19 protein-coding genes and 1 tRNA gene are annotated in these 22,953 nt (G+C 67.9%); 16 read left to right on the forward strand and 4 right to left on the reverse strand.

Annotated features, from left to right (window positions below):
- Positions 1-48: 48 nt before the first annotated feature.
- Complete coding sequence (locus LXN01_RS09410) at positions 49-2,439, reverse strand: trehalose-6-phosphate synthase (protein WP_236864408.1); 2,391 nt, start codon at positions 2,437-2,439, stop codon at positions 49-51.
- A gap of 69 nt (positions 2,440-2,508) precedes the next feature.
- On the opposite strand from LXN01_RS09410, the gene LXN01_RS09415 reads away from it, so the two are divergent.
- The 6 genes from LXN01_RS09415 (at position 2,509) to LXN01_RS09440 (ending at position 8,966) form a co-directional block, all read left to right on the forward strand.
- On the forward strand, positions 2,509-4,356 hold the full coding sequence (locus tag LXN01_RS09415; protein ID WP_236864410.1) for a serine/threonine-protein kinase: 1,848 nt from the start codon (positions 2,509-2,511) through the stop codon (positions 4,354-4,356).
- A gap of 92 nt (positions 4,357-4,448) precedes the next feature.
- Complete coding sequence (locus LXN01_RS09420) at positions 4,449-5,321, forward strand: DsbA family protein (RefSeq protein ID WP_236864412.1); 873 nt, start codon at positions 4,449-4,451, stop codon at positions 5,319-5,321.
- Between the two features lie 161 nt (positions 5,322-5,482).
- Positions 5,483-5,558: transfer RNA gene (locus tag LXN01_RS09425), tRNA-Thr, on the forward strand.
- 292 nt (positions 5,559-5,850) lie between these two features.
- Complete coding sequence (locus LXN01_RS09430) at positions 5,851-7,677, forward strand: trypsin-like serine protease (RefSeq protein ID WP_236864414.1); 1,827 nt, start codon at positions 5,851-5,853, stop codon at positions 7,675-7,677.
- Positions 7,678-7,812: 135 nt separating this feature from the next.
- Positions 7,813-8,205: an META domain-containing protein gene (locus LXN01_RS09435; protein ID WP_236864415.1), complete on the forward strand. Its 393-nt coding sequence runs from the start codon at positions 7,813-7,815 to the stop codon at positions 8,203-8,205.
- A 71-nt stretch (positions 8,206-8,276) separates the two neighbouring features.
- Positions 8,277-8,966: a histidine phosphatase family protein gene (locus tag LXN01_RS09440; RefSeq protein ID WP_236864417.1), complete on the forward strand. Its 690-nt coding sequence runs from the start codon at positions 8,277-8,279 to the stop codon at positions 8,964-8,966.
- A 79-nt stretch (positions 8,967-9,045) separates the two neighbouring features.
- Here LXN01_RS09440 and LXN01_RS09445 read toward each other — a convergent pair whose 3' ends face one another.
- Positions 9,046-10,176, reverse strand: a complete 1,131-nt coding sequence (locus tag LXN01_RS09445; protein ID WP_236864421.1) for an SPFH domain-containing protein — start codon at positions 10,174-10,176, stop codon at positions 9,046-9,048.
- A gap of 286 nt (positions 10,177-10,462) precedes the next feature.
- Here LXN01_RS09445 and LXN01_RS09450 point away from each other — a divergent pair, with 286 nt between their 5' ends.
- From LXN01_RS09450 to LXN01_RS09460, 3 genes are all read left to right on the forward strand, one after another.
- Entirely contained in the window at positions 10,463-11,947 is a 1,485-nt protein-coding gene (locus tag LXN01_RS09450) for an NCS2 family permease (RefSeq protein WP_236864422.1), read from the forward strand.
- A 25-nt stretch (positions 11,948-11,972) separates the two neighbouring features.
- Positions 11,973-13,283, forward strand: a complete 1,311-nt coding sequence (locus tag LXN01_RS09455; RefSeq protein WP_236864424.1) for a hemolysin family protein — start codon at positions 11,973-11,975, stop codon at positions 13,281-13,283.
- A gap of 112 nt (positions 13,284-13,395) precedes the next feature.
- On the forward strand, positions 13,396-13,812 hold the full coding sequence (locus LXN01_RS09460; RefSeq protein ID WP_236864425.1) for a DUF2695 domain-containing protein: 417 nt from the start codon (positions 13,396-13,398) through the stop codon (positions 13,810-13,812).
- A gap of 80 nt (positions 13,813-13,892) precedes the next feature.
- Here LXN01_RS09460 and LXN01_RS09465 read toward each other — a convergent pair whose 3' ends face one another.
- Positions 13,893-14,684 carry an SGNH/GDSL hydrolase family protein gene (locus tag LXN01_RS09465; protein ID WP_236864427.1) on the reverse strand — a complete coding sequence of 264 codons (792 nt, stop codon included), beginning with the start codon at positions 14,682-14,684 and terminating at the stop codon, positions 13,893-13,895.
- 209 nt (positions 14,685-14,893) lie between these two features.
- On the opposite strand from LXN01_RS09465, the gene LXN01_RS09470 reads away from it, so the two are divergent.
- Positions 14,894-16,165 (forward strand): amidohydrolase, encoded by a 1,272-nt coding sequence (locus tag LXN01_RS09470; protein ID WP_236864429.1) that lies wholly within the window; start codon positions 14,894-14,896, stop codon positions 16,163-16,165.
- Positions 16,162-18,090, forward strand: a complete 1,929-nt coding sequence (locus LXN01_RS09475; RefSeq protein ID WP_236864431.1) for a threonine/serine exporter family protein — start codon at positions 16,162-16,164, stop codon at positions 18,088-18,090. Before LXN01_RS09470 ends, LXN01_RS09475 begins: the two co-directional genes overlap by 4 nt.
- Here the strand turns inward: LXN01_RS09475 and LXN01_RS09480 are convergent.
- Positions 18,049-18,735, reverse strand: coding sequence for a uracil-DNA glycosylase (locus LXN01_RS09480; RefSeq protein ID WP_236864440.1), 687 nt, complete (start codon positions 18,733-18,735; stop codon positions 18,049-18,051). The genes LXN01_RS09475 and LXN01_RS09480 overlap by 42 nt on opposite strands.
- A 103-nt stretch (positions 18,736-18,838) precedes the next feature.
- On the opposite strand from LXN01_RS09480, the gene mmsB reads away from it, so the two are divergent.
- From mmsB to LXN01_RS09505, 5 genes are all read left to right on the forward strand, one after another.
- Complete coding sequence (gene mmsB, locus LXN01_RS09485; RefSeq protein ID WP_236864442.1) at positions 18,839-19,735, forward strand: 3-hydroxyisobutyrate dehydrogenase; 897 nt, start codon at positions 18,839-18,841, stop codon at positions 19,733-19,735.
- 127 nt (positions 19,736-19,862) lie between these two features.
- Positions 19,863-21,329 carry an aldehyde dehydrogenase family protein gene (locus tag LXN01_RS09490; RefSeq protein ID WP_236864445.1) on the forward strand — a complete coding sequence of 489 codons (1,467 nt, stop codon included), beginning with the start codon at positions 19,863-19,865 and terminating at the stop codon, positions 21,327-21,329.
- A 241-nt stretch (positions 21,330-21,570) separates the two neighbouring features.
- Positions 21,571-21,885: a DUF3263 domain-containing protein gene (locus tag LXN01_RS09495; RefSeq protein ID WP_236864446.1), complete on the forward strand. Its 315-nt coding sequence runs from the start codon at positions 21,571-21,573 to the stop codon at positions 21,883-21,885.
- 2 nt (positions 21,886-21,887) lie between these two features.
- On the forward strand, positions 21,888-22,514 hold the full coding sequence (locus LXN01_RS09500; RefSeq protein ID WP_236864448.1) for a LytR C-terminal domain-containing protein: 627 nt from the start codon (positions 21,888-21,890) through the stop codon (positions 22,512-22,514).
- A gap of 209 nt (positions 22,515-22,723) precedes the next feature.
- The gene (locus tag LXN01_RS09505; RefSeq protein WP_236864450.1) at positions 22,724-22,927 is read left to right on the forward strand and encodes a cold-shock protein; all 204 of its coding nucleotides are present in this window, start codon (positions 22,724-22,726) and stop codon (positions 22,925-22,927) included.
- The last annotated feature ends 26 nt before the right edge of the window (positions 22,928-22,953 follow it).

Genomic DNA, 22,953 nt, shown 5'->3' on the forward strand with positions numbered 1-22,953 from the left:
CGGCTGCCGGGGCGAATCGGGTGGACCTGTCGGTCGCCCACCACGGCCTCACTCCAGGCCGTGGTGGGCGGCGCGCTCAGCGGCCAGGCGGGCGAGCACCTCGGCGACGGCCTCGGGGGAGTCCAGGCGCACCTCGGCGGCGGTGTCCCCGGGACCGACCTTGATGCTGAGCCCGGTGAGGCCTGCGCTCTGCCGCGCGTGCAGGTGGATGAAGGCGTCCTCGTCGGTGGTGTCGTCGCCGATGTACAGGGCCGCCGTGGCCTCGACGCGGTCGATCATGTTGTCGAGTCCGTTGCCCTTGGTGTCCATCCGGACGCCGAACTCGATCATCGCGTGGCCGACGATCATCCGCAGACCCTCGATCTCGGCCGCGAGCCGGTGGAGCTCCTCGGTGTAGAACTCCACCCTGTTCGGCGAGCAGCCCCGGGTGTGGAAGGTCCGTCCCAGCGGCTTGCGCTCGAGGCGGAGCTCGCCGTGGCCTTCGGCCGGCGTGGCGTCGAGGATCCGCTCGAACGCCAGGTCGAGGGCTTCGAGGCGCTGCTGCTCGACCTCGGTCGGGGCGGCGGAGTAGCGGAACGGATCGGAGTCGTCGACTGCGGGGTCGGTGGTTCCGTTCTCGGCTCCTGTCAGGTCCAGCCCGGAGAAGTCGACCTCCACGCCGTGGGAGCCGACGAACACCGCCCGTCCCGGCGCCGTGCTGAGCTGCTTGAGGACCGACACGTTCCGGCCGGAGATGTAGCCGGTGACCGTGTCGGGCAGGGCGGCCAGCGCCTCGACGGCCGCGGCGGACTCCGGCAGGGGCGCGGAGGTGGACGGGTCGTCCTGCAGCGGCGCGATGACGCCGTCGAAGTCCAGAGCGACGAGCAGTCTGTCGGCCTGGACCAGCGGCGTCAGGTCCACCTCTGCCGGGGCGGAGACGGGAATCGCTCGGGCCGGCACACTGTCGGCCGTGATCGCCGAGGTCCTGTCCTTGTCGGCGTCGAGCGCCTCGAGCTCGCTGAGGAAGGACTGCGACCACGCCTGCACGTCCTCCCGGAACAGCCTGCGGCGCATCGAGCGCATACGGCGGCGCTGCTCGCGCGGGTCCATGGCCACCGCGCGGACGATCTCCGCCTTGAGCCCGTCGATGTTGTGGGGATTGACCAGCACCGCCTGGGTGAGCTGGTCCGCGGCGCCGGCGAACTCCGAGAGCACCAGTGCCCCGTCCTCCTGCGGTCGGCAGGCGACGTACTCCTTCGCGACGAGGTTCATGCCATCGCGCAGCGCGGTGACGAGGAGGACGTCCGCGGCACGGTAGAGGGCGGTCATCTCCTCGCGGGGGTAGGAGTGGTGGAAGTAGTGGATGGGCTGGATCCCGACCTCGGAGAACTCCCCGTTGATCCGGCCGACCGACAGCTCCACGTCGCTGCGGATCTGCTGATACTGGTCGATCCGCTCACGACTGGGGGTGGCGATCTGGACGAGCGTGACCTTCTCCGGGTCGAGCAGCCCGTCGGCCAGCAACTCGCCGAACGCCTTGAGGCGGTGCCGGATGCCCTTCGTGTAGTCCATTCGGTCCACCCCGAGCAGCAGGAGCTCGGGATCGCCGAGCTCCTCGCGGATCTCGGCGGCCCGGGCGATGATCTCCGGTTCCCGGGCCTGCGCGTCGAGCGCCGAGGTGTCCACGGAGATGGGGAAGGCCCGGGCTTCGGCGACATGCGCCTCGGTGCCGGCCTCCGAGTCGGCGGGAACGCTGATCCGGTTGCCGCGGCTGGTCACGGACAGCAGCGCGCGTGCGGCGCGGCGGAAGTTCGCGGCGTCGGCGGGGCGCTGGAAGCCGATGAGGTCCGCGCCGAGCAGCCCGGTGAGGATCTGCGCACGCCAGGGGAGCTGGGCGAAGAGCTCGACCGAGGGGAAGGGGATGTGGTTGAAGAATCCGATCGACACATCCGGGCGCAGAGCACGGACCAGGGCCGGGACCAGCTGCAGCTGGTAATCATGGATCCAGACCGTCGCACCGGCTGCGGCCTCGAGCGCGACCGCCTGTGCGAAGCGGCGGTTGACGTGCACGTAGGACTCCCACCACGCGCGGTGGAACTCCGGCGGCACGATCACATCGTGGTAGAGAGGCCACAGCGTGGCATTGGAGAAGCCTTCGTAGTAGTTGATGATCTCCTGAGCGCTCAGCGTCACCGGGACCAGGTGCATGCCGTCGACGTCGAAGGGCGCGATCTCCTCATCCGGCACTCCGGCCCAGCCGATCCAGGCTCCCGAGTTCTCCCGCATCACCGGTGCCAGCGCGGTGACGAGACCGCCTGGTGAGGTGGTCCACTGCGGGGTGTCACCGGAGGTGTCGCGGTCGACCGGGAGCCGGTTCGCGACGACGACGAAGTCTGCGCCTCCGGAGGGCGGTCGGACGGGATTCTGGTTGGGCTCCTTGTCAGCGGCTGCAGCGGTCACAAAGCTCCTCCTGGTAGGGCCGGCTCTCATCGTGACTCTATCTTCTCGCGTAATGTTGAGAAGGTGGCTATGGAAGAACTGGGTGGCTACCGCCTCATCGAGCAGCTCGGATCGGGCGGCATGGGCGTTGTGCACCTCGGCGTGGACGGGGACAACAACCCCGTCGCCGTCAAAGTCCTCCATCCGCACATCGCGAACGACGAGACCGCCCGCAAGCGACTGGGGCGGGAGGTCCGCACGCTGCGGAGGATCAAGCACCCGCGGATCGCCGAGGTGCTCGACGCCGAGCTCGAATCCGAACGCCCCTTCATCGTCACCGAGTTCGTCGATGGGGCGACGCTGTCCGACGACGTGCGGGAGAACGGCCCGTTCGCCGAGGACGAGCTCGTGCACTTCGGGCACGCGCTGCTCGACGCGCTCAACGCCGTGCACGAGGCGGGGGTGATCCACCGCGATCTCAAACCCGCCAACATCATGATCATGGACGGCGAGCCGATCATCATCGACTTCGGCATCGCCCAGGCCGCCGACGAGGTCAAGGTCACCGCCACCGGACTGGTGATGGGCACGCCCGGCTACCTGAGCCCGGAGATCGCCGACGGCAAGGCGTCGAGCGAGAAGACCGACTGGTGGGGATGGGCCGCCTCCATGGCCTTCGCGGCCACCGGCCGCAACCCCTACGGCTCAGGACCGCTCGAGGCCGTCCTCGGTCGCGTGGCGCTGGGTCGGGCCGACCTGGAGGGTGTGCCCGCCCTGTTCGTGCCTCTGCTGCGGGCATGTCTCGACCCGAGGCCGGAGCGCCGTCCCTCCGGCCCGATGATCCTCGACTCGCTCGTCGACATCGAGTCCGGGCGAATGCCCTCCCTGGGTGGGCCGGTCCGGCAGGGGCCGATGACCGGCCACGCGACGGGCGCCTCGGGCCCGGTCGGCGCTGCCGGACCCGGCGGCACCTCGGTGATGCCGGCGGCGGTGCCGGGTCCCGGGTTCGGGTCGGGTGGGCCCGCTCCCGGGCCGGCGGCGGCGCATCTCGCCAGTCCTTACCGTGACCACGGTCCTGCGGCGCACGGGGTGCCGCGACAGGCGCACCCCAGCCACCAGCAGCCTCTGCCGGTCATGCAACATCCCGGTCCGCAGCATCCCGGTCCGCAGCGGTCGGTCGCGCAGTACGGACCTGCTGTCGGCTCGGGACCGCGGCCCTACGGCCCGCTCGGGATCGACCAGCGTGCTCAGAACCAGCAGCTCCAGCAGCATCTTCAGCACGGGCCCGTGCAGCACTCGCCGATGCCGCAGCAGCAGCCTCACCTGGTGCCGCCCGGACCGCCCCGGCGGCGCAGGGGAGGCGGCTGGGCGGTGCTCGCGCTCAATGTGCTCGCGATCGCGCTGACCCCCCTGGGTCCATTCATCGTGCTCATCGCCGCCTATCTGTGGCAGATCCTCGCGCGGACCGCCGGGTCCGTCGCGAAGACGCGCAACTGGCGGCAGTTCGAACAGGGGCCCGCGTCGACGGGTGTGTGGTCGTCGGTGTCCGCGATGCCGTTCGCCGCCCTCGGAGCCGTGTTCACCTCCCTGTTCAGCCTCATCCTGCCGCTCATCGCGGCGGTGGCCATCGCGATCCTCATGCGCCTGGACGTCATGGGGATCGTGCCCGGAGGGCATTCCGAGCAGTGGGCGCTCTGGGCCGCAGGACTCACCTGCGCGGTGGTCCTGTGGCTGGGGCCGGGGTCGACGAACCTCAGGCACGGCTCGAAGGTCCTGTTCAGCGGAGTCACCCGCAGCGCGACCGGGGAGTGGGTCACCGTCGCGATCCTCGGTGCGCTGACGGTGCTGGCGATCCTCACCGTGCTGTCCGGTGCTGCCGTGTCCTGGTGGCCGGTGCAGCTCAATCCGTTCGCGCTGATGCCCGAGCCGCTCCTCTGAGATCTCTCTGAACAGAGGACGACGGCGACCGCGTATCATGTGATGGGCGTCGGCAGGACGCCCGAACCCGGACATCTACCACGTGAGGGACAATGGCGAAGAACTCCTCCTCGGCATCCGACCGGCGCCAGGCCGCGCGCGACCAGGCTCGGCAGATCGCGCAAGCGCAGGCCAAGCGGGAGAAGACCGCGAAGACGATTCTCTACACCGGTGTCGCGGTGGTGGTCGTCGCCGTGGTCGTGATCGTGGGTGTGCTGATCTTCCAGGCGGCCCAGCCCGCGGCCGGCCCCAAGACCTACACCGCCGGTTCCATCACGCTGGTGGATGACGGGGACGGGGTGAAGGCGGTCGGCGCGAAGGGCGCCGAGGCCGACGACGTTCCGGAGGGGCTGCCGCCGTTCTCCGAGTCCGGTCTGCCCGACTCCGCTCCCGTGGTCACGGTGTTCCTCGACTTCCAGTGCCCGGGGTGCATGGGCTTCGAGCAGGCCAACGGCGGGACGCTGCAGAAGCTCGTCGGCGACGGCACGATCGCCCTCGAATACCAGCCCGTCGCGATTCTCGACTCCTCCTCCGGGGGCAACGAATACTCAACCCGCGCGGCCAATCTCATGGCCTGCGTGGCCGACAGCGGCCAGACCGACGCCTACTTGGACCTCACCGAGACGCTCTTCGCCAACCAGCCGGCTCAGGGTGCCAACGGCATGACGGATGAGCAGCTCCTCGGCTTCGCTGCAGAGGCCGGTGTCGATGTCGAGGCCGCCACCGCTCAGGAAGGCGTCACCGTGAGCCAGTGCGTGGCTGACACCACCTTCGGCAAGCACGTCGAGAACACCACCCAGGATGCGCTCAGCAATGGCCTGCAGGGAACCCCGCGGGTGCAAATCAACGGCGAGGACACGGAGTCCTGGCAGGATCCCGAGGCGTTCGGCGCCGAGATCCTTCGTGCCGCCGGCGAGATCGGCTGACGCACAGTGGCCTGACCCCGCTCGACTGATCCGAGTCGCGCTGACCGAGGCGTCCTCCCGAATGGGAGGGCGCCTCGGGCGTCGGATGACGGGAGCGGGCCGGATGAACTACACTTCAACAGTTGTCGGCAGGTGCAGTGATCTAAGCCCGCGCCGGCCACGCCTCCTTAGCTCAGTTGGTAGAGCACCGCTCTTGTAAAGCGAAGGTCGTCAGTTCGAGTCTGACAGGGGGCTCCAACCGCCCGGCCCCCAGGCCCGGATTTCCGTTGAGCGAGGCAGCGCCGCCGCTCACGGTGCCGCCGCCGCTTTCCTGAATCACGATCTCCTGAGCCGTTACCCGCCATCGGGCGTATGTGTCAATTCCGTGATCAAAAGTTTACAGAAGTCCGAATTTCGCTCCTTGTGTGACATTCTGGCCGAGGTTCTGCAACAGACCGCTTTTCGTCCGGCGCTCCCCGCGTTGCAGAGCACCTGTCCGCGTTCCCCCAGCGCTCCGTTCGCGAGCGCTTGATCAACGGAAGATGTGAGAATGACCGATAGTCGCGTCAGGCGCCCACTCGCGATCGGTGCCGCACTGGCCGTCGCATTGGGCGGCACTGTGTTCGCCGCGCCAGCGATGGCGGAATCCCCAGCTCCGACTTCGGGGTCAGGCTACGAAGAGCTGGCCATGGAGCTCCTCGAGAACACCGAGGTTCAGGCAGTCGGCCGCGCCGGCGATGGCAAAATCGTGGTGATGAAGACCCAGGGTGAGAAGGAATCCAGGGATCTTCAGGCGCTGTCGAAGAAGCACTCGAATGTCGTCGTGCGTGAAATGGAAGGCGGCTTCGAGGCCTATGCTGCAACCGACGTCGTCGGGGGCGCGGGCTACTACATGCCTCAGGGCGGCGACAGCGTGGTGCTCTGCTCGACCGCATTCACGGTGACTGCGCCCGGCGGCGGACAGGCCGTGCTGACCGCGGGGCACTGCAGCCCGGACGCGCAGGACACCGCTCACCTCTCGCGGCCGTCCGTCGACGCAGCCGGGGGCATCCAAGTGGACTCCAACGGCACCGGAGTGCTCGGCGACTTCACCTTCTCGCAGTACGGCACCGCGGGCGAGGCCTTCGACCAGGACAATCCCGACAATGCTCATGACGTGGCTGTCATCGACATCCGAGAGGACGGCGGGTTCACCGCGCTTCCCGAGGTCACCGATTGGACGACCGCGGCGGAGGACGACCTGGCTGCATCGACGGTTCAGGTCCGCGGCGTCAAGGACGTCACGACCGCGGATATGGGACGAACCGCCACCAAGAGCGGCCGCACGACCGGCATGACTTCGGGCGAGATCAACATCGTCGATGGCTGGGCAAATGTGGATGGCGTGCCCGTCTACGGCTTCGGAATTGCCATGGAGTCGATCCAGGGTGACTCGGGCGGTGCCGTGATGATCGGCGATCGCGCAGCCGGAATCTTGAGCGGCGGCGGAACCACCGAAGATGGCGAGTCGATCACCTGGGCGGCAGAGCTGCAGAATTCACTCGATCGCCTGCCCGGGTACGAAGTCAACACAGTGAGCAGCACGCCGGCTCCGACTGAGACTCCCACCCCGAGCGACACGCCTTCGGAGACCCCGAGCGAGACTCCGTCGGTCGATCCGACGCCTTCGGAGACGCCGTCCGAGACGCCTTCGGAAACCCCCTCGGAGACCCCGAGTGAGACGCCTTCGGAGACCCCGAGCGAGACGCCTTCGGAGACCGCGTCCGAGACGCCCCCGGAGACCCCGAGCGCGACCCCGTCGGAGACGCCGTCCGTCGATCCAACTCCTGCGGAGACGTCGTCCGAGACACCTTCGGAGACGCCGGGCGATTCGTCGTCTGACGACGTGACGGTCGAGCCGGCTCTGCGCGTCGATCCCGAGGTGATCTCCGCGTCCGACTTCGTGAGCGAGGACAAGGGCGTCACCTTCTGGGCAGAAGGTCTGGAACCCGGCGCGAATGTGGTGTTCGAGACGTTCATGGACGGTGAGCTCGCCAAGACCACCGATGTCACCGTCGATCGCAACGGTGAGGCCGCAGCCATGGTCTGGGGCCTGGACGCAGCGTCCAAGGATGCGTACGTCGGCACCTACACCGTGGTTGTCACGAGTGGTGACATCTCGTTCGAGGCCACCTTCGAGGTCGTGCCGGACGACAGTGCAGCGACCGGCGACGACGCTGCCAATGCCGGCGGTTCGCCTGACGATGGGAACGGATCGGGTTCGGATCTTCCGCGGACCGGCACCGAGACCAGTGGGCTGATCGCCGGGGGTGTCCTCCTGGCAGTCGGTGCCATCGCGGTGGTGTTCGCAGGACGTCGCTTCACGGCGAAGAAGTAAGGATCCGCACGATTGCTGAGACTCTGAAGAGGGTCTGAAGCAGCACCGGTGGGCCGTGGTTCGCATCAAGCGAGCGGCGGCCCACCGGTGCTTTCGCGTCCCGTTGTTCAGATGCTGTCGGGGTAACGTGGAGTTATGAGACTTCCAGCGATGTCCCGGATCCGGCTGTTCGTGGTGGCCGGGGCGGGTATCTGCCTGCTCCTGACCGGATGTGGATCCAACGTCGGGGACTCGGCGGACACCGAAGTGGTGGGCCGCTGGGTTTCGGATGAGCCCGGAGACCCTCACCTCGTGCTCGATGCCGAGGGAAAGGTGAAGGGGAGCGACGGCTGCAACGGAATCAATACGACGTACACGGTCGAGGGCAATGTGGTCACGCTTGCCAGCCGCATCTCCACGCTGCGCGCCTGCGTTGGCGTGGACACCTGGCTCTCCGGCGCTTCGACGCTGCGGATCAGCGGTGACGAAGCCGCAGTCTTCAATCGCGATGGTGAAGAGATCGGCACGCTGGTTCGGATCAACAGCTGAGCAATTGGCCGGCGTTCCCGGTTCGAACGGCTCTGGAACCTGGCGACGGCACCGGATTGGAGGGAGACACCGTGAGGGCTGCCACCCCCGATTCCCGGGGACGCCGACGGCTGGTGCTGTGGCGCCACGGACGCACCGCGTGGAACGTGGAGAGCCGGGCGCAGGGCCAGGCGGATGTGGCCCTCGACGACGTAGGACGCCAGCAGGCCGGCACTGCGGCGCGGATGCTTGCGATCCTGGAACCCGCTTTCATCTGGTCGAGCGACCTGCAGCGCGCAACCGCCACGGCCCAGGAGCTGTCGCGCGTGGTGGGGATCCCGGTCCGGCTCGACCGGCGCCTCCGGGAGTACGATGTCGGCATCCGGCAGGGCACGACTTTCGCGGAGTTCAGGGCGGCGCACCCCGACATCTATGAGAGATTCTTCGCCGAGTCCGACTTCCGAGTGCCCGGTGCCGAGCTCCCGAGCGAGGTCGACTCCCGGATGGTCGAGGTGATCAGCGAGGCCGCCGAGGCAGTTCCCGCAGCAGGCGTGGGCGTGCTGGTCGGGCACGGAGCTGCACTGAGAGCAGGAATCCCGGCGTTCTTCGGCCTGCCCGCGCACCGGCGCAACATGTTCTCGGGGATGGCGAACTGCGCATGGTGCGTGCTTGAGGAACACCCGCATCACGGGTGGCAGATCGCCGACTACAACGCCCGCTCGATCCCCGGCGCCTCCTCGCGGCTGGCTGACGACCTGCCCGGCTCTGGCACCGAGAACTGACCCGCCGACTCGGAGTCCGAGCCGGCGGGTCAGCTTCCGGGTTGCATCCGATTGCGCCTCGGGGCAGGCCGTTCGCGGCTCAGTTCCCCGGGTGGCGATCCGGTCGCTGTGGTAAGCGCGCTGCACCCTGCGGATGACCCTGTGCGTGCCCTGCAGCCGCCTGTGCGGCGCTCTGGTGGGAGTACCGGGCTTCCTCCGCCTGGCGCCGCTGCGCCTCGATGCGGCGGTCATGATCCCCCTGACGATTGTCGGCCTCGATGTCGGTGTCGGACTGATCGCGTGCGTACTCGACTTCCTGGGCGGCGAGCAGCGAATTGCGGATCTCGGCAGTCATGTCGCCGATCGTGCCGGGGTTCGAAGGCAGGAAGAGCACGTTCGAGCGGCCGTTGCGCGCGACGTCCTGCATCGTGTCGAAGTACTGCGTCATGAGCAGGAGCTGCTCGGCGGTGTTCTCGATGCCGGCGCGGCGGAGCATCTCGTACTGCTCGGCGATGCCGATCGCGATCGCCTTCCGCTGGGCGGCCACGCCTTCACCCTGCAGACGCTTGGACTCGGCCTCCGCCTCGGCCTGGGTCACGCGCTTGATCTTGTCCGCCTCGGCGAGCGCCTGCGCCGCCACCCGGTCCCGCTGGGCGGCGTTGATGGAGTTCATCGAATCGCGCACCCGCTGGTCGGGCGAGATGTCCTGGACCAGTGTGTTGACGATCCGGAACCCGTAGGTCGCCATCGACTCCGACAGTCGCTGCTCGACGCTGGAGGCGATGTCGTCCTTGGATTCGAACGCGGAGTCCAGAGTCAGCGTCGACAGTGCCGAGCGCACGGTGTCGAACACGTAGGAGCGGATCTGCTCCTCCGGGTTGGCCAGCCGGTAGTAGGCATCGACGACGTTCTGCTCGCCGACGACGTACTGGACGGCCACCGGAACCGTCACGAAGACGTTGTCCTTGGTCTTCGTCTCGATGTTGACCTCGAGCTGCTGCACGCGCAGGGAGATGGGGCGTGTGGTCGTCTCGACGAACGGAACCTTCGTGTTGAGCCCCGGCTTGGCGACCTTCTTGAACTTGCCGAACCGCTCGACGATGACGTTCTCCTGGGTGCGGACCGTGAAGAAGATGCTCGAGCGCAAGCCGCCGAAGATCAGCGCCGCGAGCACGGCGAGCACGACGATGACGACTACGGCGACGATGGCGATGACGATCAGGACGTCCATGGGACTTGCTCCCTTGCATAGGTGGCCTTCTGCCCTCAGCGTAGTGGTGTCCGCAGTTCGCCGTCACCTGCGTCACTGCCGGCGGGTGAGGTGCGGCGAATCCGGTTCCTGCGAACGCGGTTCCGGGCAACCGGCTTCCGGCGGGACCGGAGCCGCGGAGCCCGCGCACGACAGTGCTGACGGGCGATGCACTGCGCGGTTGGACTAGCATGTAGCGGTTGCACAGCTCAGGTCGGCACGTGCGCCGATCGCCCACAGGCCGAATCTCAAGAAGGCGGTATCCCCGGTGAGCCAGACGTCAGTCAGTCCCCAGACAGGGCAGAAGCGAGGCGCGATCGACCGCTTCTTCGAGATCTCCGAGCGCGGGACGACGATCGGGCGCGAGATCCGCGGCGGCTTGGCGACCTTCTTCGCGATGTCCTACATCGTGGTGCTCAACCCCCTCATCATCGGCGCCGCGGTCGACAGCACCGGTGCCTTCCTGGGCGGCGGCAGCGAGCCCAACCTGCCCGCAGTGGCCGCGGCGACCTCGCTGGTCTCGGGAATCCTGACGATCCTCATGGGCCTCATCGGCAACTTCCCGATGGCGGTGTCCTCCTCGCTGGGACTCTCGGCCTTCCTCACCTACGGCATCGTCGTGCTGCCCGGGATGACCTGGGCCGACGCCATGGGTCTGGTGGTCATCGAGGGAATCATCCTGCTCGTCCTCGTCCTGACCGGCTTCCGCGCCGCGATCTTCAACGCCGTCCCCAGTCAGCTCAAGACCGCGATCAGCGTGGGCATCGGGCTGTTCATCGCCCTGATCGGCATGATCAACGCGGGATTCATCTCCAACAGTGGAGGCAATGCGCTCGAGCTCGGGACGGGCGGATACCTGTTCGGCTGGCCGATGCTCGTATTCCTGGTCGCGCTGCTGGGCCTGTTCGTGATGTGGAGCGCCCACGTCCGAGGCGCCATCCTCTACTCGATCCTCGGCGCCACGGTCCTCGCGCTCATCCTCGAAGCGGTCTTCGGCATCGGTCCCAAGGTCGGCGCCGACGGTGAGGTCGCCAATCCCAACGGCTGGGGCCTGACCGTGCCGTCCCTGGATCAGCAGTGGATCGTGCTGCCCGATCTGTCGCTGATCGGCAGCTTCAATCTGCTCGGGTCGTGGCAGCACGTGGGGGTCGTCGCGGCCACGCTGGCGGTGTTCACCCTCCTGCTCGCGAACTTCTTCGACCTGCTCGGCACGATGGTCGGCGTCTCGAACACCGGCGGGATCAAGGATGCCGACGGCAACATCCCGCACTCCAAGCGGATCATGGTCGCCGACGCGCTCGGCGCGATCGGCGGCGGCATGGGCTCGACCTCATCGAACTCCGGTTTCGTCGAGTCGACCGTCGGTGTCGGTGACGGAGCTCGGACCGGGCTGGCGAATGTCGTCACCGGGGTGCTGTTCCTGGCCACCATCGTGCTCGCGCCGCTGGCCGCGGTGATTCCCTCCGAGGCGGCGGCGGCCACGCTGGTGCTCGTGGGCTTCCTCATGATGCAGCAGATCGTGCGAGTCGACTGGTCGGATCTGGAACTCGCGATCCCGGCGTTCATGACCATCGTGCTGATGCCCTTCTCCTATTCGATCACGAACGGGATCGGCGCCGGCTTCATCACCTTCGTCGTGATCAAGACACTCAGGGGCAAGGCGCGGGAAGTCCACCCGCTGATGTTCATCACCGCGGCGCTCTTCGTCGTCTACTTCGTCTCCGGGCCGATCCAGGCGGCTCTCGGAAGCTGACCGGCCCCGCGCTTAGGCTTGGGGCATGGATCCGACAACACTCGTCAACCTCGGGCTGGTCCTGGTCTTCGTCCTCATCGGAGGAGTGTTCGCCGGAACCGAGATGGCCATCGTCAACCTGCGCGAATCGCAGGTCGACCAGCTGGCGGCATCGGGCCGCCGGGGCCGGCGCACCGCAGAGATGGTGCGCAATCCCAACCAGTTCCTCTCCGCTGTGCAGATCGGGGTCACGGTCGCGGGGTTCTTCTCCTCGGCCTACGGCGCCTCGACGATCGCACCGGATCTGGTCCCGCTGCTGACCGGCCTGGGCATGTCCGAGGCGGCCGCCGGCGGGGTCGCACTGATCGGCATGACCCTGCTCATCGCCTATCTGTCGCTGGTCCTGGGAGAGCTGGTGCCCAAGCGGCTCGCGATGCAGAACGCATTGGGCATGACCCGGGTGGTCGGCCCGCCGCTGGTGGTCTTCGGGAAGCTCATGCGGCCGGTGATCTGGCTGCTGTCGGCGTCGACCAACGCCGTCATCAGAATCCTCGGAGGCGATCTGCATGCGCACCGGGAGGCCGTGTCGACGGAGGAGATCCGAGCGATGGTCTCCAGCTCCGAGGAGCTGGACGAGGTGGACCGTCGGGTCCTCCACGACGTCTTCGAAGCCGCCGAGCGCACCGTCGTCGAGGTGATGCGCCCCCGACCACAGGTCGAATTCATCGAGGGCGCCGCCTCGGTCTCCGAAGCTCGCGAGCAGGTGCGCCGACGTCCGTACAGCCGCTATCCGGTCTCCGGCGAGGACTACGACAACATCCTCGGCTTCCTCCATGTGCGCGATCTGCTCCACGTCGACGAGCCGGAGAGCACCACTGTCGCCGACCTCGCTCGTGAGATGCCCGCGCTGCCGGGGACGGTGGAGGTGCTCCCCGCGCTGAGCCGGATGCGCGCGGCGGGCGATCAGATCGCGCTGGTCGTCGACGAGTACGGCGGCACCGACGGCATCGTCACCCTGGAGGACCTCCTCGAAGAGCTGGTCGGTGAAATCTACGACGAATACGACATGGCGGTCAACCCCGACGACGGGATCGTGTCCGAGGGTGCGGTGGCGGAGGTCGACGGCGGGCTGATCCTGCAGGAGGTGCGCCAGCAGACCGGCATCGAGCTGCCCGACGAAGGCGGCTACGAAACCGTCGGCGGACTGATCATGGCCCTGCTCGGGCGCGTTCCCGCCGAAGGCGACGAGGTCGTCACCGGCGAGGCGGTGCTCACCGTGCTGACGATGGACGACCACCGAGTGGCGCGGGTGCGGGTGATGCCTCGACAGGACCCCGATGAGGCTCACGAGAGCTGATGCCGCTCGCAGTCGGGCCCGGCCCGGCAGCGTCCTGATCGTGCTTCCCTCCGTCCTCGCCGGCCGTGTCCGTGCTCCGCGATAGGAGTGGGACCACGACGAAAGGATGACGATGTCCCAGGAGATCGTGTTCGAGCTGGAGCGAGAGCTGACCCGGAGCGCTGAGCGGCTGACGAAAGTCCGGCCGTACGAGTGCCTGGTGTGCTACGTGAACCGCATGCTGGAGGAATTCGGGTGCACGGGCAGCAGGTGGATGCTCCGCTATCGCGATCTCACCGCGCCCCGGGCCACCGCGCTCGAGGAGCGGATGAGGAAGATGGGAGCAGGATGCGACTGCGAGGTCTGCCTCAGCGCGTTCGAACCCGACTGGCATCTCATTGCCTCGCTTCCCAGGCAGTTCGATCGGCTGCGGTGGAACGCGGACACCAGCGCGGTCGAGAAGGCGTCCCCTGCCATCCCTCACTGCATGGGTGTCAGGCGCGGCTCCACCCAGCCATGTCTCCTCTGGAAGCGCCGCCCCCGGCGGTGACGATCAGCGGAGACGCAGGCCGATGGCAGTGAGGATCGGAAGGCAGTTCGCACTCATGATCGAGCCCTTAGCGTCGCCGCTCAATCCTGGCGAACCCGGGTCAGCTCAGGAGCCTTCGGACGCACCGCGTCACCGGAGCTGGTGCCGCGCAGCCGCCTGCCCACCCACGGCGCCAGATGCTGGCGGACCCAGGTCGCCTCCTCGGCAACAGCGCGTCGCAACGGGCGGTTCGGGCGCTCGGGCACATCGAACCCGGAGCTCGGCAGCGGTGCCTGCTCCAGTGTGGCCAGTGCCTGGTCGGCGACCAGCTCGTGTCCGAGGGAGCTGAGGTGGATGCGATCCGGGGCCCACATCGGGGGTGCGTAGAGTCCGTGCAGGCCCCAGAGGTCGAGCATGGCGCAGCCATGGCGCTGGGCGATGGTCCACAGGTGGCAGTTGTAGATCGCGACTTTGGACCGCATCGACTTGATCAGCGGCGTCGCGCTGCGGGTCTCGAAGCCGTTGGCGATCATCACCCGAATGCCGGCCGACCGCAGCGCGACCACCGCGTGCTCGAAGCGGGATGCGACAGCCTCGATGTCCGTGTTGGGGCGCAGGCAGTCGTTGCCGCCGCCTGCGATCGTGACGAAGTCCGGCTTCAGCTCCAGCACGCGCGGGACCTGCTCGTCGACGATGTGGCCGAGCAGCCTGCCGCGGACCGCCAGGTTCGCATAGAGCAGATCCGAGGACCCGATCGGGCTGGTGACGAGCTGCTCGGCCAGGCGATCCGCCCATCCGCGGAAGATCCCCGGACCTCCGGTGGGTGCAGGATCCATGAGACCCTCGGTGAAGGAGTCGCCGATTGCCGCGTAGCTGGTGATGCGCTCACTCATGGTGCGATTCTAGATCGCGCCGGCCGAGAGCCGGGTGGATCTTCGGTGGTCCGATCCGAGCCGACCGGTCCGCACTGGCACGCTTCGGCCGGAAGCGCCTGGAGCGGCGCGGCGGCGAGCTGGGCAGTACGGTTGGTACGTGAGCCGGCTACCGGAGAGCGCTGCCGGCGCTGCCCGTTCCGTCGCAGCATGAGCCAAGGAGACAGCAGATGTACCAACCCGTCCCGGTCCGGTTCGGGACAACCGTCGCGATCACCGGCGGCACTGTTCTTCCGATTGCCTCCGGAGCCCGCCGCGCGGAGCCGATCCTGGACGGCACCGTCCTGGTCGAGGACGGGCGCATCACGGCCGTCGGTCCCGCCGCCGAGGTGCCGTTGCCCGACGACATCCGTATCGTCGACGCAGCGGGGTCCTTCGTGTCGCCGGGATTGGTCGAATCCCATGCCCACCTCGGCATCCACGAGGACGGCGAGGCGCAGATCGCGAACGACACCAACGAGGCCACGGATCCGAATGGCGCCGCGCTGCGGGCGATCGACGGAATCAACCCCGCCGACATCGGCTTCCGCGATGCCCTGCGCGGCGGGGTCACCTCCGCGGTCGTCAAACCGGGATCGGCCAACCCCATCGGCGGCCGCAGTGCAGCGGTCAAGACGTGGGGGCGGGTGGTCGACGAGATGCTCATCAGCGAGAACGTCTCCGTCAAAGCCGCGCTCGGCGAGAACCCGAAGGAGGCGCACGGCCGGCTGAACCGGCTGCCGTCGGTGCGGACCGGCGTAGCGAAGGTGATCCGCGATGCCTTCGTCGCCGCCCGCAACTACGCGGCCCACAAGGCCGACGCCCGGGAACTCGGAGTGCTCCACGATGAGGATCTGACGATGGAGACGCTGAGCCAGGTTCTCCAGGGTGGACTGCTGTTCGACCAGCACTGCCACCGCGCGGACGACATCGCCACCGCAATCCGACTGTCCGAGGAGTTCGGCTACCGGCTGGTCATCAACCACGGGACGGAGGCCCACCTGATCGCCGACTACATCGCCGACAAGCGGGTCGACGTCATCGTCGGACCCATCCTGACGTCGCGATCGAAGGTCGAGCTGCGCCACCGCACCGTCAGCACGCCGGCCGTGCTGGTCGCCGCCGGTGTGAGGATCGCACTGACGACCGACCACCCGGTCGTGCCCATCGAGCTGCTGCGCGATGAAGCCGCCCTGAGCATCCGGGCCGGCCTGGATCCTGCCGTCGCACTCGACGCCATCACGATCAACCCTGCGCGGATCATGGGACTCGACGACCGCCTCGGCTCCCTCGAGCCGGGCAAGGACGGCGACGTCGTCATCTGGTCCGCCCACCCGCTCGACGTCGAAGCACGGGCAGTCCAGGTCTTCGTGGACGGTCGCGAGGTGTACACCCACGACTGGGACGCGGGGGAGGGGCGGGTGGCAGATCCGTTCGGCACGACCTTCGTCCACCTGCCATGACGCCGAACAGAGAATCTCGGTCCTTCACCCCCGCGGAACCCGATACCGCACAGCTGCCGACCGCGGACTCGGACGGCTCGGAGCCGCAGACCGATGAGATTCCCCGGGTGACATCTCATCGGACGCCCACGTCTCCCCAGGCGCCCCCCGCCGATGACGGTCGAACCCGCGGAGAGGACGGCGGAGGGGACCAGCCGCCGAGCCCGACCGCCGGAGCGGCGCTGCGCACCCGCACCCCCCACTCCGCTCCGACCGCGTCAGACCCAGGTGCAGGTGCGCGGGCGACCCCTGATGCGGGTTTGCGATCGGCCCCGGACGCAGGTTCGCGACCGACCCCTGATGCAGGTCCGCAATCGGCCCCGGACGCAGGTTCGCGATCGGACTCGGGCGCAGGTTCGCAATCGGCCCCGGACGCGGCCGCGCCCACGGCAGCTCCGACGGACGGCGCCGGCACGTCGCGAGCCAAGAGGCTGCTGGGCAAGACCAGGCCCGCCGGCGCGAACCCGAAGAACGTCGCCGAGCGGATCGCACGCAAGGCCGTCAACCGGATCATCTCCGACAAGGCCCCGACCACACAGCCGATCCCGATCGTTCAGGTCCTCAAGGGCACCCCGTACCAGAAGCCGGTCGAGGCATCCGCGAAGTCCGAGGACGCCGCGCGCATGATCCTCGACCTCGCGGTCGACATCGGCGCGATCATGCTGCGCGCGGGTGCCAACACCGCTGACGTCGAGGCCTCCGTCATCGCCACCTGCACCTCCCTCGGCCTGCCCAACTCCGAGGTCGATCTCACCTCGAACTCCCTGACCGTCCACTACACGGATCCCGAGGGACGGCACATGACGGCGCTGCGGGTCAACCGTGAGGAGTCGATCCACTTCGCCAAGCTGTCCTCGGTCCACAAACTCGTCACCGACATGGTCGACGGCCGGACCGAGTACCTCGAAGCGCGCGAGCGGCTGGACGCCATCCGCAGGCAGCGCCGACCGTACACCGAACCGCTCGTGACCCTGGCCTGGGGATTCCTCGCCGCCTGCTTCGTCATCCTGCTCGGCGGCAGCTACCTCTCCGCGGCTCTCGGGCTGGTGATGGCGATCATCAACGACCGCCTCGGCAAGCTGCTTGCGCGCACCGGCATGCCGGAGTTCTTCAACACGCTCATCCAGGCGGCATTCACGACCCTGGTGGCGATGACCGCCTGGACCCTGGACCTCATCGCCAGCCCGCAGTTCCTCGTCGCCAGCGGCATCGTCCTGCTCCTGCCGACCATGGGCATCATCGCCGCGGTGCAGGACGCCCTCACCGACTTCCCCATCACCGCGTCCGGCCGGCTGGTGCGCGTGCTCATGACGATGGCCGGCATCGTCTCCGGCATCGCGCTCGGCCTCATGATCGGAGAGGCGATCGGCCTGTCGCCGGTGGAGATCATCGTCGACTCCGGCGGGGTCGAGGTGCTGGCCACGATCATCTCGACGGTGGCGGCGTTCGGTGTCGGGGCGGCTGCCTGCGTGGGCAACCTGACCTCGAGGCGTGTCATCCTGCCCGCTGCGATCATCGGCCTGGTGGGCTTCATCGTCTACGTCGTCGGCTCGGTGCTGGGACTGGGCAACATCATCAACTGCCTCATCTCCTCGACGGTCGTCGGCCTGCTGTGCCGGCCGATCGCCCTGCGCCGGGGGGCTCCTCCCATCGTCGTACTGGTCCCGGCGATCTTCCCCCTGCTGCAGGGACTGTCAATCTTCTCGGCGGTCTACGAGATCGTGCAGCCGCAGGAGGCGGTGCCGCTGTCCCTGGGCCTGTCCTCGCTGCTGGCCGCCATCACCGCCAACGCCACCCTGGCCGTGGGCGCGACGTTCGGCGACTTCCTCGCCCGTCCGCTGCGCTCACGCAAGAAGACGCCAGTCGACACGCCGCCCCCCGAGTGAGGCGAGCAGCTCGTTCGTCCGGCTGAACGGGCGGGAGCCGAAGAACCCGCGAGCAGCCGACAGCGGCGACGGGTGGGCCGACTTGATCAGGGGGACGCCCTGCAGGCGCGGCTCCAGTGACTGCGCCTGCCGGCCCCACAGGATCGCCACCAGGGGACCGCCTCGGGCGACGAGCGCGTCGATGGCGCAGTCGGTGATCTCCTCCCAGCCCTTGCCCCGATGGGAGGCGGGACGGCCGGGCTCCACGGTCAGCACGCGGTTGAGGAGCATCACGCCCTGCGCAGCCCACGGCCGCAGGTCGCCCGAGGCCGCCGGCGGAATGCCGAGGTCCGATTCCAGCTCCGCGTAGATGTTCTGCAGCGAGCGCGGCAGCGGCCGCACCTCGGGAGCGACCGCGAAGGACAGCCCGATCGGATGGCCGATCGTCGGATAGGGATCCTGGCCCACGATCAGGACGCGCACCTCGGCCAGCGGGTGGGCGAAGGCGCGGAAGATGTCCTCCCCGGCGGGCAGGTAGCCGCGACCGGCGGCGGCCTCGGCGCACAGGAACTCACCCATCCGGTGGATCGCGTCCTCCACCGGGGTGAGCGCCTGTGCCCAGTCGGGAGCCATGATCGTGTCGAGAGGAGGCAGAGTGCGGCTCATTCCGCCCACCCTAGAGGACCGCCCTGAGGTGACCGTCAACACAGCGGAGCGATATGCTCGGGTGGAGTTCACTGCTGAACGGACGCTCTCGAAAGGACGCAGCATGGCGACCATTGCATGGATCGGACTGGGCCTCATGGGCCACCCGATGACGACCAACCTCGTGGAAGCCGGGCACACCGTGCGCGGCTTCGATCTGTCGGAGCGGGCGCAGGCCGCCGCTGTCGCCGACGGAGTGGTCGGGGTGGGTTCCGCCGCCGAGGCGCTCGCGGGCGCGGATGTCGCGTTCACCATGCTCCCCAAGGGTGAGCATTCCCGCGCGGCGTACCTCGGCGAGGACGGGATCTTCGCCCATGCAGCCCCCGGCACGCTGCTCATCGACTCCTCGACGATCGACGTCGCCTCGGCCCGCCTCCTGCACGATGAAGCAGCCGCGGCCGGATTCGAGTTCCTCGACGCGCCGGTGTCCGGGGGAATCGCCGGGGCCGAGAAGGGGACTCTGACCTTCATGGTCGGCGGAGCGGTCGAAGCGTTCGAGAAGGCTCGGTCGTTCATCGAGCCGATGGCGGGGAACATCATCGCCACCGGTGGTCCGACCACCGGGCAGGCGGCAAAGATCTGCAACAACCTGATGCTGTTCATCAACATGGTCTCGACGTCCGAGGCCGCGGTGCTGGCGGATCGTCTGGGCCTGGACCATGAGGTGTTCTACTCGATCGCCAAGGTCTCGTCCGGCGACTCCTGGCCGCTGCGCACCTGGTATCCGTATCCCGGCGTCGTCGACTCCTCGCCGGCGAACCGCGACTTCGCGCCGACCTTCACCGCAGACCTCGCCAACAAGGACATCCAGCTGGCGCTCGCCGCCGGTGAGGAGACCGGAACGCCGCTCCGACTGGGCGAGATGGTCCAGGGAATGCTGCAGCAGGTCGCCGACGCCGGGCAGGGCGGGCGCGACTGCTCGATCGTCCGGCAGCTCGTCGACGAATCCTTCCCCTCGTGAGGACAACCCGGAAGACCATGGCCGGCACCGGCCGAACCGACACGACACAGCACTGACACAGCACTGACACGACACTGACACGACACCGGTACTGGCGACACCAGTACACACTCAAAGTGAGGATCCCATGACTGATTTCCCGTCACCCACGCACTGGAAGATGTTCATCGACGGCGAATGGGTCGAAGCCGCCGACGGTGCTCGCACCGATGTCATCACCCCGATCGACCGCAACTGCGTCGTAGCAACCGTGCCCGACGGCAAGGCCGAGGACGCCGATCGCGCCGTAGCCGCTGCTCGAAAGGCCTTCCCGGGCTGGGCCGGGCTGCACTTCAAGGAGCGGCAGAAGCTCATCCTCAAGTGCGCCGATGCGCTCGAAGCCGCCGCCGAGGAGCTCGCTGAGCTCACGGCCCTCGACACCGGCAACGCGATCCGCACCCAGGCACGGCCGGAGACGGCCACCCTCGTCGACCTGTTCCGCTACATGGGCGGCGTGGCCGGTGAGGTCAAGGGCGTGACCCTGCCTGCCGGCGACGGCCAGCTCCAGTACACCAAGCGCGAGCCGCTGGGAGTCGTGGCCGGCATCCTGCCGTGGAACTCGCCACTCATGATCGCCGCCTTCAAGACCCCGGCCGCGCTCACCGCGGGCAACACCCTGATCCTCAAGAGCGCCGAGGATGCCCCGCTGACCATCGTCAAGATGGCCGAGGTCATCGGCGAGATCCTGCCGCCCGGCGTGTTCAACGTCGTCACCGGCAAGGGCTCCGTGATCGGCGAGGCCCTCGTCCAGCACAGCGACGTCGACAAGGTGTCGTTCACCGGTTCGACCGGCGTCGGACGGCATGTCGCGGAGGTTGCGGGCAGACGACTGGCGCACTCCTCGATGGAGCTCGGGGGCAAGAGCCCGAGCATCGTGTTCCCGGACTCCAACACCGACGAGGTCCTCGACCAGGTGGTGCTCGCGACCCGCTTCGCCCGGCAGGGCCAGTCGTGCACCTCGGGCTCGCGGCTGTTCCTCCACGAGGACATCCACGACGACTTCCTGGCCCGCCTGGTCGAGCGTCTCAAGGCCATGAAGGTCGGCGATCCGCGCGACGAATCCAGCGACATCGGCTGCATCATCAACCAGAAGCAGTACGACCAGATCGCGAACTACATCGAGATCGGCAAGTCCATGGACGGCGTCGAGGTCGCCTACGACGGCTCCGAGGACCTCACGGTCGGCGAGCCGGGCTTCTATCACGCCCCGGTGGTGTTCGCGAACGCGAAGAACGACTGGCAGACCAGCCAGGAGGAGATCTTCGGACCGGTGCTGTCGGTGATCAGGTGGCGCACCGAGGACGAGGTCGTGGAGATGGCCAACGACAGCGAGTACGGCCTGGCAGCCTTCGTGTTCACCAAGGACATCGACGCAGGCCTGCGCCTGGGCGACCGGATCCAGTCCGGCTGGGTGCAGATCAACCAGGGCGGCGGCCAGGTGGCCGGCCAGTCCTACGGCGGGTACAAGACCTCCGGCTTCGGCCGCGAGGCTTCCCTGGAGGGCATGCTCGAGGGCTTCACCCAGATCAAGCAGATCAACGTCAAGCTCCGCTGAGCCGGACCCGGAGCCGGACCTGGACCCGAAGCCGGACCCGGAGCCGGACCTGGACCCGGACCCGGACCCGGACCCGGACCCGGGCCCGGAGCCAGACCCGGAGCCGGAGTCGGTCTCCGGTCGCTTGATCGTCGCGCAGCGCGCTGCCCCGCCGGTGCTCCGGCGGGGCAGCGCCGTTGTGTAGAACTACAGTCATGTGGTTCTGGTTAGAATGGCCGCACCCAGACAGAAAGCAGGTGGCATGTCGAACACGCAGCACTCCGGTGAGCAGTCGTCGGCCTCGGATTCCCCTTCGGCGAAGTCCCCTGGCGGCGAGCTCAGCGAGCTCGAATCAGCGGTCCTGGAGTTCGAGCGTCGGTGGTACACCTACGGGGGAGCCAAGGACCACGCGATCCGTGACCGGTTCGACATGTCGGCCGCTGCGTACTTCCAGGTGCTGAACTCGCTGCTGGAGAACCCGGCAGCCTACGCCGCCGATCCGGTCCTCGTGAAGCGTCTGCGGAGGATCCGCGACAGCCGGCAGCGCCACCGGGCGCAGGCGCGGATCGCGAGGTAGTCATGGCACGTTATCCGAAGGACGAATTCGACGACATCCCGCCCATGCAGCGCAAGGGCGCTCATCGACGGACCGGAGGAACCAGGAGCCAGGCGGGGGCGATCGCGCTGATCTCGGTGCTGGCGATCGCCGCTCTGCTGCTCGTGCTCGGTGCGGTCAACATCATCAGGTCCTCCGCCGAGGATCCGGAACAGCAGGTCGCGGAGCCCGCGGCGACTGCTGAGGAGACCGCTGATCCCACCGAGACCGCTGCGGGGGACTCGGTCGAGGTCGTGGAGAAGACCGCCTCGGTGACCGTGCTCAATGCCTCGGGGGTCGGCGGCGTCGCGGGTCGATTCGGCGACGCAGTCGAGGATGCCGGCTGGGAGATCGCGCAGGTCGGCAACTACTCGACGCCGGACAGCGTCTCGTCGGTGCACTACTCGGATTCGGAATTCGAGATGGAGGCGCGCGCGATCGCCGATCTGCTCGGCATCGAGGATGTCGAGGAATCCACCGAATTCCAGGGCGACATCACCGTCGTCGTGTGCTCCGACATCGCTGATTCGGAGCCGGGCGGCGGAGCGGAGACACCCGGCTCTGCGACGCCCGGCGCTGCGACCCCCGGTGCTGCAACTGAGGACCCGTGACCTGCGAACTCGTCGCGGGCTCGCTTGTGTTTCACCGATTCAGCGGTTTAAGATGAACTTGAGTCTGTCAGGACCGAACTTGGCCCTGGGACTTCGTTTTCGGCCGGGCACCAAAGCTCGAAGGGGAGCGGGGTGTCGGTAACATGCAAGGCCTGAAGGCACTCATAAGATGCGCTTAACGCGCGCCCGCAGTTGTTGATGGAGAAGTAATGGCGCAAGGTACGGTCAAATGGTTCAACGCCGAAAAGGGATACGGTTTCATCACCGTTGACGGCAGCGAGCAGGACGTTTTCGTTCACTGGTCCGCAATTCAGATGGACGGCTACCGCTCCCTCGAAGAGGGCCAGCAGGTGCAGTTCGAGGTCGGACAGGGCGACAAGGGTCCTCAGGCCGAGTCCGTGACTCTCGCCTGATATCCCCTCGACAGATCGTGGAACCG

Source organism: Brevibacterium daeguense, from assembly GCF_021729135.1.
Taxonomy (GTDB): domain Bacteria; phylum Actinomycetota; class Actinomycetes; order Actinomycetales; family Brevibacteriaceae; genus Brevibacterium; species Brevibacterium daeguense.